Source organism: Streptomyces sp. NPDC051320, assembly GCF_040682175.1.
GTDB lineage: Bacteria > Actinomycetota > Actinomycetes > Streptomycetales > Streptomycetaceae > Streptomyces.
Window position 1 is genome coordinate 20,707 of sequence record NZ_JBFBAL010000011.1, and the last position, 16,201, is coordinate 36,907.

Genomic DNA, 16,201 nt, shown 5'->3' on the forward strand with positions numbered 1-16,201 from the left:
CCGTGCCGCAGTCCGAACCCTCCGAGATCGAGGCCGCGCTCCGCGCGCCCGGTGCGCCCTTCGCCGTGAACGCCGCCGAGGACGGCTCGCCGGTGTTCGAGAACGGGCCACGCACGCTGCGCGAGTTCGTCGAGACGGTCTGGTCCTTCGGCGACACACCGTTCCTGGTGGCCGAGAGCGCGACGTACACCTACGGCGAGTTCTTCGCCGAGGCCTCCGCACTCGCCCGCCGCTTCGTCGAGGAGTACGGACTGACGCCGGGCGACCGCGCGGTGGTCGCGATGCGCAACCTCCCGGAGTGGCAGATCGCGTTCTGGGCGGCCCAGCTGGCCGGACTCGTCGCCGTGCCGCTCAACGCCTGGTGGACCGAGGACGAGTTCGGCTACGCGCTCGACGACTGCGGCCCCCGGGTGCTGCTGGTCGACGGGGAACGACTGGCGCGGGTCGACCCGTGGGCGCGGCGGCAGGCGGAGCTGCACGGTGAGCGGCCCTGGATCGTCACCTTCCACCACGACGGGGAGGTGGCCGAACGCACCGAACGGTTCGAGCTGCGGTCGGCCGCCGATCCCGCGCTGGGTCCGCCGGACGTGCAGGTGCACCCCGAGGACGACGCCACCATCATCTACACCTCGGGCACCACCGGGCGCCCCAAGGGCGCGGTGGCCACCCACCTGGCACAGGCCGGGGCCATGCTGAACCCGCGGTACTTCGCCGCGGCCGCCGCCCTCGAACGCGGGGTGATCCCCGGCCAGGGACCGGCGCCGGTGGTGCTGATGACCTTCCCGTTCTTCCATGTGGCCGCCTTCACCAGCGTCTACTCGGCGATGGCGGCGGGCGGCACGCTGGTGCTGATGCACAAGTGGGAGGCGGACAAGGCGCTGGAGGCCATCCGCCGGCACGCCGTCACGCACTACGCGGGCGTACCGGCCACCGCGCTGCAAATGCTGGCCGCTGCCGAGCAGCACGGGGACGGCCTGGAGAGTCTGGCGATGCTCAACACGGGCGGCGCCGCCGCCCCGCCGGATCTGGTCACCCGGCTGACCGAGCGGTACGGGGAGCGCATCGAACCGCGTAACGGGTACGGCCTGACCGAGACCAGCGGCGGCGTGCTGGCCATCTTCGGCGCCGAATACCGCGCGCACCCGGAGAGCGCCGGCCGTCCGACACCGGCCACCGAGGTACGGATCGCGGACCCGGCGGGCGAGCCGCTGCCCGAAGGGGGGATCGGCGAGCTGTGGCTGCGCGGGCAGGCACTGGTCCGCGGGTACTGGAACGCGCCCGAGGCCACCGCGGCCGCCTTCCACGACGGCTGGTTCAGGACGGGTGACCTGGCGACCGTTCAGGACGGCCGGGTCACCGTCGTCGACAGGATGAAGGACATGGTCATCCGCGGCGGCGAGAACGTCTACTGCGTCGAGGTCGAGGCGGTGCTGCACGACCATCCGGACGTACTGGACGCCGCGGTCATCGGGGTCGCCCACCCGGTGCTCGGCGAGGAGGTGGCCGCCGTCGTTCAGCTCAGGTCTGGCGCCGCCGTCACCGTCGACGAGCTGCGGGCCCACGCGGCGGCGTCGCTGGCCGGCTTCAAGGTCCCGGCGCACGTCCTCGTACGGGACGAGCCGCTGCCCCGCAACGCGACCGGCAAGGTACTCAAGCGGGAGCTGCGCGGGCCGGTTCAGGAGCGGGTGACGCGCACCCGGTAGTTACCGGAACGATCCTTCGCGGCCACCATGATGCGGATTCCCGCCGCCCGGTCGGTGAAGGTCCGGCCCACCGTGTACGGGGCGTCGGAGAGCTCCGCCTGCACATTGGGGCTCAGGGTGCAGCCGCCGCTGTCCGGGGTGCTGTCCTTGACGGAGATCGGGCCCTGGCCGGTGTCGACGTCCCCGTCGACCCGGTAGATGAGCACTCCGGGCCGGCAGACCTCTCCGTCGTTGCCCGCTTGGGTACGGACCTCGGCGACATAGCCCGACGAGTCCGACAGCGGGACCACGGCGAGCTTGGTGCCGCCCCTGGTCTCCAGCGGGGAGAGCACCGTGTCGTACACGCCCTGCGCCGAGGCGCAGCTGATCTGGCGGTCGTCCAGCCAGCCGAGCTTCCATTTGTGCCAGCCCAGCATGTCGTTGTTGGCGCCCCAGTCCTCGGACATGATGTCCCAGTGCCCGACCGCTCCGCCGCCGCCGGCGGTGTAGAGGTCGGGGAGGCCGAAGGTGTGGCCGTTCTCGTGCGGCAGCACCCGGTAGCCGGTGTGGGAGTAGGAACCCGAGCCGTCGTCCTGGCGGCTGTAGACGAAGGACATGTTGGCCAGCGGGACGCCGTCGGCGACCGGGGCGTCGTCGTTGCCGGAGAACGTCACGGAGAGCACGGTGTCCAGCGCCGAGGGGCCCGCGTTCGGGGTGGCGATCACGTTGATCAGGTCGTACTTGCGGAAGTCCACCTGACGGTCGGCGACGGACACGATGTCCTCGGCGAGGTGGTGGTAGCCCGGCTTGTACGGCGAGCCGCGCTCTATTCCGTACGCGTCGAACGGGCTGGGCATCCGCAGCCAGTGCTTGATGGGTGCCTCGGGGCGGTAGTCGAGCCGCCCGTACGAAGCCGTCCGGTACCAGGCGGCGGTCTGCGGGAAGAACTCGTCGAAGCGGCTCATCGCGCTGCCCCTGCCGGGTGCGTCCGGGAAGTCGATCATGAGGGTGAGCGCGTGGATCCGGCCGGTCGAGCGGGCGTACCCCGGCGCGGTCGACAGCCCCTCGGACATCTGGACGCCCATCGAGCCGCCGATCCGGCAGGGGCCCAGTGCCAGGGCCGAGCCCGCCTGGTCGGCGTGCGGCGGGAGCCCGGCGGACGCCGCAGGGCCGCCGGGTGCGGAACCGGAACCGAGGGTGGCGCCGGCCGAGGTCAGTCCGGCCAGGGCGAGCGCGGACAGGACGAAGAAGGCCACCGGGCGGCCGGAGATACGTATCCGTGCGCGGCCGGACCGGGTGCCGTCCGTGCGCGAGCCGCTGGTCCGGGGGCGGGTCGGATGCATGCCTTCGCCTTCGGGCTCACGGCAGCCGGGCGATTCCTCGCTGCGCTCGTGCGATCACCCTCTGTCGGTGGGGGTGGGGGCGCGCGCTGAGTGAGCCGGTCGGGCGGTTTCGCGGCGAATTCGTGTGACGCAGGTCACAAAAGGCTGGGAAATAACTGGGGACGCTTTCCCCGTTTGCACCGTTGGATACAGCGAACCGGGGAAACTTCCCCCGGTTGCGCGCAACTCACTTACCGAAGCTCACTGACCGAAGCTCACTGACCACCGAGGGAAGGATGGCTACCGTGGACACCGCCACCGCCGCCCGGCAGCGCCCCAGGGCCGACGCCCTGCGCAATCGGGAGCGGATCGTCTCGGCCGCGCGTGAGATGTTCGTCGAGCAGGGGCCCGACGTGCCCCTCGACGACATCGCGCGCCGGGCCGGCGTCGGCAATGCCACGCTCTACCGTCACTTCCCCGACCGTGTCGGCCTCTTCCGGCAGGTGGTCCTCTCCGTCATGGCCCATGTAGCGGACCAGGTGGAGGCGGCCGCCGCCGAGGAGCCCGACGGGTTCACGGCTCTTCGCCGCTTCGTGCACGCCGCGGCCGACGAGAAGATCGGCGCCCTGTGCCCGATGCGCTCCGACGACTTCGACCGCGACGACCCGGAGATCCTGGCGGAGCGCGACCGGCTCGAGAGGTCCGTCGTCGGCCTCATGGACCGTGCGCGCCAGGAGGGGCAGCTGCGCTCCGACATTGCCGTCGGAGACCTCTTCGTAGCGCTGTTCCAGCTCACCCGGCCCTTGCCAGGCACGTCCTGTCTCGGCCTCGACCGCTTTGTCCACCGTCATCTGCAGCTGTTCCTCGACGGGCTTCAGGCCCCGGCGCGGAGCCCGCTTCCGGGGTCACCGGTGACCTTCGAAGAGCTGCGGCGCACCTCATGAGTCGGCCGTGAACCCGTCGTAACCGGTCGCCGACCCACCGTCTTTCGTCCCACCGTTTCGCCCACCGTCTTTCGTCCTTTTTCGCTCCAAGCCCTTAGGTGGCTCCCGCCATGTCGAAAACTGCCGACATATCACTCCCTGATCCGAATCGCTGGAGAGCGCTGGTCTTCATCGCGCTGGCCCAGCTGATGGTCGTGCTCGACGCGACGATCGTGAACATCGCTCTGCCGCACGCCCAGGCCGACCTGGGCATATCGGACGCCAACAAGCAGTGGGTCATCACGGCCTACGCCCTCGCCTTCGGCGGGCTGCTGTTGTTCGGTGGCCGGCTCGGCGACCTGTTGGGCCGTAAGCGCACCTTCGTCGTCGGACTCCTCGGTTTCGCGGCCGCGTCCGCGGTCGGCGGTGCCGCCGCCAACCAGGCGATGCTGCTCAGCTCGCGCGCCGCACAGGGCGTCTTCGGCGCCCTGCTCGCGCCGGCCGCACTCTCCCTGCTCGCGGTGACCTTCACCGACGCCAAGGAGCGCGCCAAGGCCTTCGGCATCTTCGGTGCGATCGCCGGTGGTGGCGGCGCCGTTGGCCTGCTGCTCGGTGGGTTCCTCACCGAGTACCTGAACTGGCGCTGGACGTTCTTCGTCAACATCCCCTTCGCGATCGTCGCCGCACTGGGCGCCTACTTCGTGATCCGGGAGCCGGCCGGTGGCCGCAACCGCTCGCCGCTGGACATCCCCGGTGTCGTTCTCTCCTCGCTGGGCCTGGCCTCGCTGGTCTACGGCTTCACCCGCGCCGAGACCAACGGCTGGTCCGACCCGGTCACCATCGGTCTGTTCGTCGCGTCCGTGGTACTGCTCGCGGCGTTCGCCCTGGTCGAGTCGAAGGTCAAGGCCCCGCTGCTGCCGATGCGGGTGGTCACCGACCGCAGCCGTGGTGGCATCTACCTGTCGCTGGGTCTCGCCGTCATCGGGATGTTCGGGCTGTTCCTCTTCCTGACCTACTACCTGCAGGTCGTCCAGGGGTACTCCGCCGTCAAGACCGGCTTCGCCTTCCTGCCGATGGTCGCGGCCATGATCACCGGCTCCACCCAGATCGGTGCCCGGCTGATGACCCGAGTGCCGGCCCGGCTGCTGATGGGCCCCGGCTTCGCGGTCGCAGCCGTGGGCCTGCTGCTGCTGACGCAGCTGCAGGTGGACTCCTCCTACGTCGGCGGGATCCTGCCCGGCATGGTGCTGCTCGGCCTCGGCATGGGTACGGCGTTCATGCCCGCCATGTCACTGGCCACCTACGGCATCGCTCCGCGTGACGCCGGTGTCGCCTCCGCGATGGTCAACACCTCGCAGCAGGTGGGCGGCGCGATCGGTACGGCGCTGCTGAACACCATCGCCGCCTCCGCCACCACCGCGTACCTCGCGGGTCACGCGGCGGCGGGTGCCAACCCGAAGCTGCTCCAGGCCCAGGCGCTGGTGCACGGCTACACCAACGCCATCTGGGTCGCGGTGGGCATCCTGGCGGTCGCCTCCGCGATCGCCCTGACGTTCATCAACGCCGGCCGTCCCTCGATGACCATGACGGGCTCGGGCGACAGCTCCGGCTCGGCCTCGGGCGACAGCGAGGGGATCGAGGACGAGATCCAGATCCCGGTCGTCGCGCACTGACCGGCGCGCACTGACCGTCGCGCACCGGCGGTCGGGTACCGACCCTCACGATCTGCCCTGGCTCCGCAGCACGATCAGCGGAGCCAGGGCAGATCCGCGTTCGCGCCCTCGGGCTGCAGGCCCTGGGCGATCAGCCGCATGATCTCGGTGAGCTGCTCGGTCTGCTCGGGGGAGAGCCGGTCGAACAGCGCCTGGCGTACCGCGGCGACATGTCCGGGCGCGGTCCGCTCCAGCACTTGCATACCTTCCGGCGTCAGTACGGCGTTCTGCCCGCGCTTGTCCGAAGGGCAGTTCTCGCGGCGCACCCAGCCGTTCCGCTCCAGCCGGGCGATCGCGTGCGAGAGCCGGGACCGGGTGATCTTGGCGTGCATGGCGAGTTCCGTCATCCGCAGCCGCCGCTCGGGCGCCTGGGAGAGCTGCACCAGCAGTCCGTAATAGACGTGCGGCATACCGGCGTCGCGCTGCAACTGGCGGTCGAGATGGTCCTCCAGGAGCGTGGTCGCTTGGAGATAGGCGCGCCAGGCGCCCTGCTCATCGTCGGTGAGCCAGCGGGGCGGGTCGGGCTGTGCCGACGAATCGGGCAGGGCTGCCGTGGTCATGCCTTCCACTGTACGGCCTTTCTTGAACTTTAAACTAGATGGGTCTAAGGTCGAACCGAAAGCTTGATACTTCAAGTGCCGGAGTTGTCACCATGACCGCCATCGTCCCGGAGCGCATGCCGGCCCTCTACCTCTCGCACGGCGCACCGCCGCTCGCCGACGACCCGCTCTGGCCGGGTCAGCTCGCGGCCTGGTCGGCGACCCTGCCGCGGCCCCGGGCGATCCTGATGGTCTCCGCGCACTGGGAGGAGGCCCCGCTCGCGCTCGGTGCGACCGCGACCGCGCCGCTGACGTACGACTTCCGGGGCTTTCCGGCGCACTACTACGAGGTCCGCTACGAGGCGCCGGGCGCGCCCCGACTGGCCGAAAGCGTACGGAAGTTGCTGCGTGGCGCCGGGATGCCGGTGCAGGACGTGCCGGACCGGGGCCTCGACCACGGAGCGTACGTACCGCTGGTGGAGATGTACCCGGAGGCCGACATCCCGGTCCTCCAGATCTCCATGCCCACACTCGACCCCCGCAAGCTCATGGAGATCGGGCGCAAGCTCGCGCCGCTGCGCGACGAGGGAGTGCTGATCGTCGGCAGCGGTTTCTTCACGCACAACCTGGCGGCGCTGCGGCACGGCGGTGGGGGAGTGCCCGGCTGGTCGGCGGAGTTCGACGCCTGGGGGCGGGAGGCGCTGCGGGCACGGGACATCGACGCACTGCTGGACTTCGAGAACAAGTCCCCCGCCGGACGTCTGGCGCACCCCCGCACCGAGCACTTCGCCCCGCTGTTCGTGACGCTCGGGGCGTCCGGGGACGGGGACGAGGATCGGCGCGATGTGATCGACGGTTTCTGGATGGGGCTCGCGAAGCGGTCGCTGCAGTTCGGCTGAGGGACAGTCCCCCCGGGGCCGCCGATCGGTCAGTGCTCGAGTTCCTTCTCGAACCAGGCGACGTCGTGGTATCGGCCGAATTTCCGCCCCACCTCGCGGTAGGTGCCGACCGGCGTGAAGCCGAAGCGGGTGTGCAGCCGGACCGACGCCTCGTTGGGCAGGGTGACGCCGGCGTACGCACGGTGCACGTCCTCGTTCTGCAGTTCCTCGAAGAGCGACTTGTAGAGCAGCGTGCCTATGCCTTGCCCCGCTGCCTCCGGTGCGCAGTAGACGGTCGCCTCGACCGAGGTGGAGTACGCGGCCTTCGGCCGGAAGCCGCTGCTGGTTGCGTACCCCAGAATGCGGGCAGACGGAACGTCCTGAGCAACCAGGAGACGGTGTGCGCCGTCTTCACGGTGGGAGAGCAGCCATGGCCGACGTTGTTCCGGGGTGAAGATCTCGGTGTCGAATGTGATGGCGGTCTCACGGATGTAGTGGTTGTAAAGGTCGGTGAGGGCGACCAGGTCGCCCTCGTTGCCGGGCCTGACCTGCACTTCTGCGCGTCCCACTGACATTCGCTCTCCCTCGGTGGCCGGACAGGGTACTGCATGATCACGAAAATGAAGGCGTGTCATGGGAATTCTGTCCGGATTCCAGTCGTTGTTTCCATCAGATGCAGGGCACCCGAGAGGGTGTTCCGCACCACATGAGGCCCTGATTTCCGACCTCATCACGTTACCCACGTTAGGGAGCACGCATGGCAACCCGTGCCGTCGCCCGTCGTTCCGACCGGGCAAGCAGCGTTCGCGCCGGAGGCGGCGAGATCGCCGACCGCGACCTGGTCGGCATGTACCTCGACGAAATCGCTCGTACGCCGCTGCTCGACGCCGCCAAGGAGGTCGAGCTGTCCCAGACCATCGAGGCCGGGGTGTACGCCCAGCAGATCCTCGACGGTTCCGTGCAGAGCGAGGCCGCCGGTGCCTCGCGTGAGGAACTCGAGGCGCTGGTCGCTGCCAGCGAGCGCGCCAAGGACATCTTCATCCGTTCCAACCTCCGACTGGTGGTCGCGGTGGCCCGCCGCTACCCGCGAGCCGGACTGCCGCTGCTCGACCTGATCCAGGAGGGGAACGCGGGCCTGGTGCGCGCAGTCGAGAAGTTCGACTACGCCAAGGGCTTCAAGTTCTCCACCTATGCGACCTGGTGGATCCGTCAGGCCATCACCCGCTCGATAGCGGACCAGTCGCGCACCATCCGGCTGCCCGTCCACCTGGTGGAGGAACTGGGCCGTATCCGCCGGGTGCAGCGGGAGTTCAACCGCGAGCACGGCCGGGACCCGGAGCATGCCGAGATCGCCGCCGAGTTGGGTGCCAAGCCGGAGCGGGTGAGCGACGTGCTGGACTGGGCCCGTGATCCGGTCAGTCTCAACATGCCGGTGGACGACCAGGGCGAGACGCAGTTCGGTGACCTCCTGGAGGACACCTCGGCGGTGTCGCCCGAGCAGTCCGTGATGACCCTGCTGCGCAGTGAGGAGCTCGACGACCTCATCGGCAAGCTCGACAACCGCACGGCTTCCATCATCAAGATGCGGTTCGGCATCGAGGACGGCCGGGAGCGCACGCTGACCGAGGTCGGCAAGGAGCACGGCCTGACCCGCGAGCGGATCCGCCAGATCGAGAAGCACGCGCTGCTCGAACTGAAGAAGATGGCGCGCGACACCGGCTTCGACGCGGCGGCGTGACACCGCCCCCCAACAACCGCGCCGCCCCCGTACCGGAGCCCCTTGACACAACCCCCCCCGTGTCAGGGGGCTCCTTCCGTGCTCCTTCCGGTGGGTCGTTGTGTTGCCGCCCGGGTCAGCCGGGAGCCCAGGCCGGACAGGTAATCGACCAGCTCCGGTGGCTGATGGACCGTGAACTCGGCGTCCACCAGGGCTATCCGCAGACCCAGCCACTCCACCGAATCGGTTGCTGAAGCGCGCAGCCTGCAGCGGCGATCGCCCAGCGGCTGAGGCGCCGGCAGTGAGCCCGGCAGCCGGGCCGCCACGAACTCGGCGGGGGCCTCGAAGGTGACGTCGAAGTCGACCGAAGGCTGTCGGCGCGACATGGACCGGATGACGAACTCGGCCGCGTCACCGGTGGGCAGCTCACGCGGGACGAACCGCGCTCCGGTCGCGAACGGCTCGCTGACCCGGTCGACCCGGAACGTGCGCCAGTCCTCGCGGTCGATGTCGTAAGCGACCAGATACCAGCGCCGCCCGGTGGAGACCAGCCGGTACGGCTCCACCAGCCGCTTCGTCTGCCGGCCGTCCCCCGCCCGATAGCTGAACCGCAACCGCTCGGGACCGATGGCCGCACCGGCGATCACGGTCAGCGTGTCCGGGTCGATGGTCGCGCCGTCGCCGCTGGTCAGCGGGATGGTGGCGGCCTGGAGAGTGGCCACGCGGTGGCGGAGCCGGGACGGCAGCACCTGCTCCAGCTTGGCCAGCGCCCGGACCGATGCCTCCTCGATGCCCTCCACCGCGTGCCCGGCTCCGGCGCGCAGCCCGACCGCGATGGCCACCGCCTCCTCGTCGTCGAGGACCAGCGGGGGCATGGCCTTGCCCGCGACCAGGCGATAGCCGCCGTCCGAGCCCATGGTGGCCTGCACCGGATAGCCGAGATCGCGCAGCCGGTCGATATCGCGCCGGATGGTGCGGCGGCTGACCGCCAGGCGGTCGGCGAGCTCACCCCCGGGCCATTCCCGCGGAGTCTGGAGCAGCGAAAGCAATTGCAGCAGCCGTGCCGGAGTGTCCGTCATGCGATTCAGGATGCCGGACCATTGGGACATGATCTGTCCTATATCCCGTTTAGCTTGAGGCCATGACTTCCACACCCCAGCAGACCGTGCTGCAGTCGGACCGCCGCCGGTGGTTCGCGCTCGCCATCGTCATGACGGCAGCATTCATGGACCTGGTCGACGTGACGATCGTGAACATCGCGATCCCGTCCATCCAGGACGACACCGGCGCCACCTTCAGCCAGATCCAGTGGATCACCGCGGGTTACGCGCTGGCGTTCGCCGCCGGACTGATCACCGGCGGCCGGCTCGGCGACATCCACGGCCGCAAGAGGCTCTTCCTCATCGGCATCTCCGGATTCACCCTGGCATCCGCGCTCTGCGGCTTCGCCGCCAATCCGGAGATGCTGGTCGCCTCCCGCGTCCTGCAGGGCGGCATGGCCGCGATGATGGTGCCGCAGGTGCTGTCGATCGTGCACGCGACGTTCCCGGCGGAGGAGCGCGGCAAGGTCTTCGGCCTGTTCGGCGCGGTCGTCGGGCTGGGTGCGGTGACCGGCCCGCTGCTCGGCGCACTGCTCACCGAGTGGAACATCGCGGGCCTGGAATGGCGGCCGATCTTCCTGATCAATCTGCCGGTGGGCATCGCAGGTCTGATCCTCGGCATCAGGTTTATCGGCGAATCCAAGGCCCCGAGGGCGCTCAGGCTCGACCTGGTCGGCGTCGTACTGGTCATCATCGGTCTGCTGATGCTGCTCTACCCGCTCACCCGGGGCCGCGAGCTGGGCTGGCCGCTGTGGGGGTATCTCTCGATGGCAGGCAGTGCGGTCGTCTTCGCCGCACTGGTGGCGTACGAGAAGCGCAAAGCCCGCAGGGACGGCTCCCCCCTGGTGGAGCTCTCGCTGTTCAAGGTCAAGAGCTTCGCGGCCGGTATCGCCGTGCAGACCACCTTCGGGGTGGCGCTCGGCATATTCTTCCTGGTCTGGACGCTGTACATGCAGATCGGCCTCGGCTGGAGCCCACTGAAGGCGGGGACCACCGGCATTCCGTTCTCCATCGCGGTGTCGGCCGCGGCGGGCATGTCCGTACAGAAGCTGGTGCCCCGATTCGGCCGGAAGGTGCTGCAGGCGGGCGCGCTGACGATGGTGGCCGGTCTGCTGATCTACATCTGGGAGGCGGACCGTTACGGCACGGGTATCGCACCCTGGCAGATGGCGCTGCCGCTGGTCGTCATGGGCGTCGGTATGGGCCTGATCGTCGCTCCGCTGACCGACGCGGTCCTCTCCGACGTGCCGAAGGAGCACGCCGGCTCGGCGTCCGGCTTGATCAACACAGTCCAGCAGATGGGGAACGCGCTGGGGCTCGGTCTGGTGTCGGTGGTCTTCTTCGGCTCGATCAGCGACCGCTTGGCGCCGACGGAGGTGGGCGACGCCTTCGCCCATGCGTTCATGGACTCGCTGTGGTGGGTCGCCGCGGTTCTCGGCGTCATCTTCCTGGTGATGTTCGCTCTGCCGAAGCGGGGCGGGGCGGGGGTCACCGTGGTTCCGCCGGCCGCGGTGGCGGAGGAGCGAGCGGCGGAGCGGGTGCCGGTGTCCTGAGGCGGCGGCTGCGCGAGGTGGGGCGGCTTTGCTCCGGCCCCACCTCGCGTTCCAGCCCCTGTGGCGGGCCCGATCGTGCCCAGATGTGCCCGGGTGTGTTTACTTTCCGGACCCGGCCTCGTAACCTGACGGCGAAATCACAGGTTCGGGCATCGAACGGACGTAAACCCACATGTACGCACCGGAACGTCAGCAAGAGATTATCCGCCTTGCCCGCGACAGCGGGCGCGTGGACGTCCTCTCGCTCGCCGACGAGTTCCAGGTCACCGCGGAGACCGTTCGCCGCGACCTGAAGGCCCTCGACCGGGCCGGCCTGTTGCGGCGGGTGCACGGCGGGGCCATCCCGGCGGGGCGGCTCGACTTCGAGCCGGATCTCGCGGAGCGCGAGTCGACCGCCGCGGGTGAGAAGGACCGGATCGCGCTGGCGGCCGTCGCCGAACTCCCCGCCGAGGGCAGCGTCATCCTCGACGCCGGCTCCACCGTGGCCCGGCTCGCGAACGTGGTGCCGCTCGACTGCGGGCTGACCGTCGTCACCCACGCGCTGCCCGTCGCCGCGCGCCTCGCCGACCACCCGGGTATCGACCTCCACCTGGTCGGCGGCCGGGTCCGCCACCGTACCCGCGCCGCCGTCGACGCCTGGGCGCTGCGGGCGTACGGCGAGATCCGCGCCGATGTCGCCTTCATCGGCGCGAACGGGTTCTCGCCCGGTTCCGGACTGACCACCCCCGATCTCGCCGAGGCCGCCGTCAAGCAGGCCGTGGCCGCGGCCGCCCGCCGCGTCGTCCTGCTCGCCGACTCGGCCAAGTACGGCCAGGAGCACTTCGCCCGGTTCGGCGCCCTCAGCGGTGTCGATCTGCTCATCACCGACACCGGGCTCAGCCCCGAGGACGCCGCCGCCATCGAAGCGGCCGGCACGGAGGTCGTACGCGCATGATCCTCACCGTCACACCCAACCCGTCCCTGGACCGCACCTACGAGGTGCCCGTCCTGGAACGCGGTGAGGTGCTGCGCGCCACCGCCGAGCGGATGGACCCGGGCGGCAAGGGCGTCAACGTCTCACGCGCCGTCTCCGCCGCCGGACACCGTACGGTCGCCGTGCTGCCGCTGGGCGGCGCGCCGGGCGCGGTGGTGGCCGAGCTGCTGGTGGCCGAGGGGATCCTGGTCGCGCCGGTACGGGTCGCCGAACCCACCCGCTCCAACATCTCGGTCGCCGAACCCGACGGCACCCTGACCAAGATCAACGCACCCGGCCCCGAACTCTCCGCCGCCGAAGCCGCGGCGCTGCTCACCGCCATCCGTACGCACGCGGCCGACGCCGACTGGATCGCCTGCTGCGGCAGCCTTCCGCCGGGCCTCGCGCCGGGGTGGTACGCGGACCTGGTGGCCGGTGCGCACAGTGCGGGGAAGCGGATCGCGCTGGACACCTCGGGGCCGTCGCTGCTGGCGGCACTCCGGGAGCGCCCGGACGTCGTCAAGCCCAACGCCGACGAACTCGCCCAGGCCGTGGGCCGCCCCCTGGCCACCGTGGGCGACGCGGTCAAGGCGGCGGGCGCACTGCTGGACCTGGGGGCGCGCGCGGTGCTGGCGAGTCTCGGTGCGGACGGCCAGTTGCTGGTCACCGAGTCGGGCGCACACTTCGGGTCCGCCCCGGTCGCCGCCGTACGCAGCAACGTCGGCGCCGGCGACGCCTCACTGGCCGGTTTTCTCACGGCCGGGGGAGACGCCGGGCCGGACGCCCTTCGGTCGGCGGTCGCCCACGGGGCGGCTGCGGTGCAACTACCCGGCAGCGTGATGCCGACCCCACATGATCTGGACCTGGCTGCGGTCACCGTGACCGCGGAGGTCCCGCTTGACCACGTACTGGTGGAGCAAGGGAGCCCCCGATGAGCGAGATGATCACCGCGGACCTGGTCGACCTCGACCTGACCGCCGACACCAAAGAGGCAGCGGCCCGCTCGCTGGCCGAACGGATGGTGGCCCTCGGCCGGGTCACCGACCTGGACGGCTTCCTCGCCGACGTCGCCGCCCGCGAGGCACAGATGCCGACCGGCCTGGATGGCGGCATCGGCATTCCGCACTGCCGCAGCGCCCATGTCAGCGAGCCGACGCTGGCCTTCGGCCGCAGCGCCGAAGGCATCGACTTCGGCGCCCCCGACGGGCCGGCGGACCTGATCTTCCTGATCGCGGCGCCGGCGGGAGCGGACGACGCACACCTGACCATCCTGTCCGCGCTGGCCCGCAAGCTGATGGACGCACAGTTCACCGATGCGCTGCGCGGAGCGGTGGACGCCGCCGCGGCCGCGGCCCTGGTACGGGGTGACGCACCGGCGACGGTCGCCGCGGCCCCCACGCCGGATGCGGCAGCGGTGGAACCGGCGCCGGCCGCGCCGACCGCCGCCTTCCGTATCGTCGCCGTCACCTCCTGCCCCACCGGCATCGCGCACACCTACATGGCCGCCGAGTCCCTGGAGAACGCGGGGCGCGAGGCGGGGGTGGAAGTCGTCGTCGAGACCCAGGGTTCGGCCGGTTTCAACCGTCTGGACCCCGCCGTCATCGCCGCCGCTGACGCGGTGATCTTCGCGCACGACGTCCCCGTCCGGGAGAAGCAGCGCTTCGGCGGGAAGCCGACCGTCGACGTCGGCGTCAAGGCCGGCATCAACCGGCCGGCCGAGCTCATCGCCGAGGCCCGCGACAAGGCCGAACGCGGTGAGATCACCGCGGGCTCGTCCGCCTCACCCATCGACCGGGCGGGCGAAGCCGGTGAGGGATACGGCACCAAGCTGCGCAAGTGGCTCATGTCCGGGGTCAGTTACATGGTGCCCTTCGTCGCAGCCGGCGGACTGCTGATCGCCCTGGGCTTCGCCATCGGCGGCTACACCGTCGACAAGGCGCCCTCGGTGGCCGAGCACTTCGTCTGGACCGACCACACCAGCTGGGCCGCGCTGCTCTTCCAGATAGGCGGCATCGCCTTCGCCTTCCTGGTGCCGGTCCTGGCCGGCTTCATCGCCTACGGAATGGCGGACCGGCCCGGCCTGGTCCCCGGTTTCGTCGGTGGTTCCATCGCGCTCAGCATCAACGCGGGCTTCCTGGGCGGCCTCGTCGCCGGTCTCATCGCGGGCGCCGTGGTGATGGCGATCCAGCGGGTACAGGTGCCGCCGGTACTGCGCGGCATCATGCCGGTGGTGGTGATCCCGTTGATCTCCTCGGCGGTCGTCGGCTTCCTGATGCTGCTGGTCATCGGCAAGCCCATCGCCTCGCTGCAACGAGCACTCACCGACTGGCTGAACGGGCTTTCCGGGGCCAACGCGGTCATCCTCGGTGTCGTCCTCGGCCTGATGATGTGCTTCGACCTGGGCGGCCCGCTCAACAAGGTGGCTTACGCCTTCGCGGTCGGCGGCCTCGCCAACCCCACCGACGGCAGCCTCAAGGTCATGGCAGCCACCATGGCCGCCGGTATGGTGCCGCCGCTCGCGATGGCGCTGGCGACGACCGTCCGCGGGCAGCTCTTCACCAAGACCGAACGCGAGAACGGTAAGGCGGCCTGGGTGCTGGGCGCCTCCTTCATCACCGAGGGCGCCATCCCGTTCGCCGCGGCCGATCCATTGCGGGTGATCCCGGCGTCCATGGCGGGCGGCGCGGTCACCGGTGCGCTGTCCATGGCCTTCGGATGCACCTTGCGGGCGCCGCACGGTGGCGCCTTCGTGATCCCGCTGATCGGCAACCCGTTCCTGTACCTGGTCGCCATCGCCGCCGGTACGGCTGTCTCGGCCGGACTGGTCGTTCTGCTCAAGGGGATGCGGCAGACCGCCGAGCCGGCGCCGGCCGAACCCGCCACCAACCAGGCCGAGGAGAGGCCGGCGCAGCCGGTGGCCGCCTGACGCCCCAGCCTGACGGACACACCACAACCCGACCCGTACCCCTGCCCGACACCCCGCCCGACCCCCGGGCGGGACAGGCTCAGCGCACCCGTGACCGGAGCTCCATCGCGTCACGGGCGTCGCTCTGCGATGCGTACACCTCGCACATGTGCCGGCCGTCCGGCGTCGCCGTGTGCTCGACCTCCCAGAGGCTGATCTCCTGGCCGTCGATCAGCAGAAAGGCGTGTTCGTAGAGGAAGAATCCGGCGGCCCGGCCGCTGTCGAAGTGGCACTGGCTGCCGAAGGCCTGACTGATCTGATGGGCGAACGCGGAACGCAACAGGCGCGCCATGCTCTCACCGGGCCGATCCGGATTCTCGGCACGGCGCAGCAGTCGACGGGCGTGGTCCGCCGAGCGGTCGGCGGCGTACGTCCGGGCCGACGCGACGGCGGGAGCGTTCTTCAGGGCGCTGATGAGGTCGAAGTCGCAGTCCGCGTCGTCGTCCGGAAACATCTCCGCGGCGTCCGCGCCGCGGATCCTGGTGACGGCGCGGCGCGCCTCGTCCTCGGCCGGATACAGCTCGTGCTGCGGGCCCGCACCGGTGCCGGTCTCGTACACCAGCTCCCACAGCGTCAGGTCGCTGCCGTCGGCGAGGAGGAAGGTGTGCCGGTAGGTCTCGCGGTGCAGCCCGGCGCCCGAGCTGTGGTGCGAGGAGTGCAGCGCACTGTTGTGGGCGAGTGCGGAGCCGAGTCGCTCGACGGAGGAGTCGGGCAGCTCGAAGGTGTTCAGGGCGCGGCCGAGGAGTCGTGCGAGGTACGCCTCGGTCGTCTCGTGCGGATCGCTCAAGGTCTCTCCAGGCCGTCGCGACAAGTCATGGGGTCGGAACTCAACGTAGCGCCTGGGTCCGACAACGGGCC

Annotated in this window: 14 protein-coding genes; 9 read left to right on the forward strand and 5 right to left on the reverse strand. The window is 70.3% G+C overall.

All coding sequences use genetic code 11. From position 1 onward, the window contains the following. The first annotated feature begins 2 nt into the window (after nucleotides 1-2). The gene (locus AB0M87_RS23530; protein ID WP_365856005.1) at nucleotides 3-1,703 is read left to right on the forward strand and encodes a class I adenylate-forming enzyme family protein; all 1,701 of its coding nucleotides are present in this window, start codon (nucleotides 3-5) and stop codon (nucleotides 1,701-1,703) included. Here AB0M87_RS23530 and AB0M87_RS23535 read toward each other — a convergent pair. Next, on the reverse strand, nucleotides 1,676-3,025 hold the full coding sequence (locus AB0M87_RS23535) for a M6 family metalloprotease domain-containing protein (RefSeq protein ID WP_365856007.1): 1,350 nt from the start codon (nucleotides 3,023-3,025) through the stop codon (nucleotides 1,676-1,678). The two genes, AB0M87_RS23530 and AB0M87_RS23535, sit on opposite strands and share 28 nt — an antisense overlap. Before the next feature lie 284 nt (nucleotides 3,026-3,309). Here AB0M87_RS23535 and AB0M87_RS23540 point away from each other — a divergent pair, with 284 nt between their 5' ends. Together AB0M87_RS23540 and AB0M87_RS23545 are read left to right on the forward strand one after the other, a co-directional pair. Continuing rightward, nucleotides 3,310-3,948, forward strand: coding sequence for a TetR/AcrR family transcriptional regulator (locus tag AB0M87_RS23540; protein ID WP_365856009.1), 639 nt, complete (start codon nucleotides 3,310-3,312; stop codon nucleotides 3,946-3,948). Nucleotides 3,949-4,058: 110 nt separating this feature from the next. Next, complete coding sequence (locus AB0M87_RS23545; RefSeq protein ID WP_365856011.1) at nucleotides 4,059-5,600, forward strand: DHA2 family efflux MFS transporter permease subunit; 1,542 nt, start codon at nucleotides 4,059-4,061, stop codon at nucleotides 5,598-5,600. Nucleotides 5,601-5,674: 74 nt separating this feature from the next. Here the strand turns inward: AB0M87_RS23545 and AB0M87_RS23550 are convergent, their stop codons facing one another. Next, entirely contained in the window at nucleotides 5,675-6,199 is a 525-nt protein-coding gene (locus tag AB0M87_RS23550) for a MarR family transcriptional regulator (RefSeq protein ID WP_365856013.1), read from the reverse strand. Between the two features lie 92 nt (nucleotides 6,200-6,291). Here AB0M87_RS23550 and AB0M87_RS23555 point away from each other — a divergent pair, with 92 nt between their 5' ends. Then, a complete protein-coding gene (locus tag AB0M87_RS23555; RefSeq protein WP_365856015.1) occupies nucleotides 6,292-7,077 on the forward strand; it encodes a class III extradiol ring-cleavage dioxygenase in 786 nt (261 codons plus the stop codon). A 29-nt stretch (nucleotides 7,078-7,106) separates the two neighbouring features. On the opposite strand, the gene AB0M87_RS23560 is transcribed toward AB0M87_RS23555, so the two are convergent. Then, a complete protein-coding gene (locus AB0M87_RS23560; RefSeq protein ID WP_365856017.1) occupies nucleotides 7,107-7,631 on the reverse strand; it encodes an N-acetyltransferase family protein in 525 nt (174 codons plus the stop codon). A gap of 182 nt (nucleotides 7,632-7,813) precedes the next feature. On the opposite strand from AB0M87_RS23560, the gene AB0M87_RS23565 reads away from it, so the two are divergent. Further along, nucleotides 7,814-8,794: a sigma-70 family RNA polymerase sigma factor gene (locus AB0M87_RS23565; protein ID WP_365856019.1), complete on the forward strand. Its 981-nt coding sequence runs from the start codon at nucleotides 7,814-7,816 to the stop codon at nucleotides 8,792-8,794. Nucleotides 8,795-8,856: 62 nt separating this feature from the next. Here the strand turns inward: AB0M87_RS23565 and AB0M87_RS23570 are convergent, their stop codons facing one another. Then, entirely contained in the window at nucleotides 8,857-9,852 is a 996-nt protein-coding gene (locus AB0M87_RS23570) for a WYL domain-containing protein (protein WP_365856021.1), read from the reverse strand. 62 nt (nucleotides 9,853-9,914) lie between these two features. Here AB0M87_RS23570 and AB0M87_RS23575 point away from each other — a divergent pair, with 62 nt between their 5' ends. The 4 genes from AB0M87_RS23575 to AB0M87_RS23590 all read left to right on the forward strand — a co-directional run bounded on the left by AB0M87_RS23575 (nucleotide 9,915) and on the right by AB0M87_RS23590 (nucleotide 15,304). Further along, on the forward strand, nucleotides 9,915-11,426 hold the full coding sequence (locus AB0M87_RS23575) for an MFS transporter (protein ID WP_365856023.1): 1,512 nt from the start codon (nucleotides 9,915-9,917) through the stop codon (nucleotides 11,424-11,426). Nucleotides 11,427-11,598: 172 nt separating this feature from the next. After that, the gene (locus AB0M87_RS23580; RefSeq protein WP_365856025.1) at nucleotides 11,599-12,360 is read left to right on the forward strand and encodes a DeoR/GlpR family DNA-binding transcription regulator; all 762 of its coding nucleotides are present in this window, start codon (nucleotides 11,599-11,601) and stop codon (nucleotides 12,358-12,360) included. Then, nucleotides 12,357-13,313, forward strand: coding sequence for a 1-phosphofructokinase (gene pfkB / locus AB0M87_RS23585; protein WP_365856027.1), 957 nt, complete (start codon nucleotides 12,357-12,359; stop codon nucleotides 13,311-13,313). The genes AB0M87_RS23580 and pfkB overlap by 4 nt, the downstream gene beginning before the upstream one ends. Beyond that, nucleotides 13,310-15,304 (forward strand): fructose-specific PTS transporter subunit EIIC, encoded by a 1,995-nt coding sequence (locus AB0M87_RS23590; protein ID WP_365856029.1) that lies wholly within the window; start codon nucleotides 13,310-13,312, stop codon nucleotides 15,302-15,304. Before pfkB ends, AB0M87_RS23590 begins: the two co-directional genes overlap by 4 nt. A 79-nt stretch (nucleotides 15,305-15,383) precedes the next feature. On the opposite strand, the gene AB0M87_RS23595 is transcribed toward AB0M87_RS23590, so the two are convergent. Beyond that, nucleotides 15,384-16,130 (reverse strand): DUF6227 family protein, encoded by a 747-nt coding sequence (locus AB0M87_RS23595; RefSeq protein ID WP_365856031.1) that lies wholly within the window; start codon nucleotides 16,128-16,130, stop codon nucleotides 15,384-15,386. Between the last annotated feature and the right edge of the window lie 71 nt (nucleotides 16,131-16,201).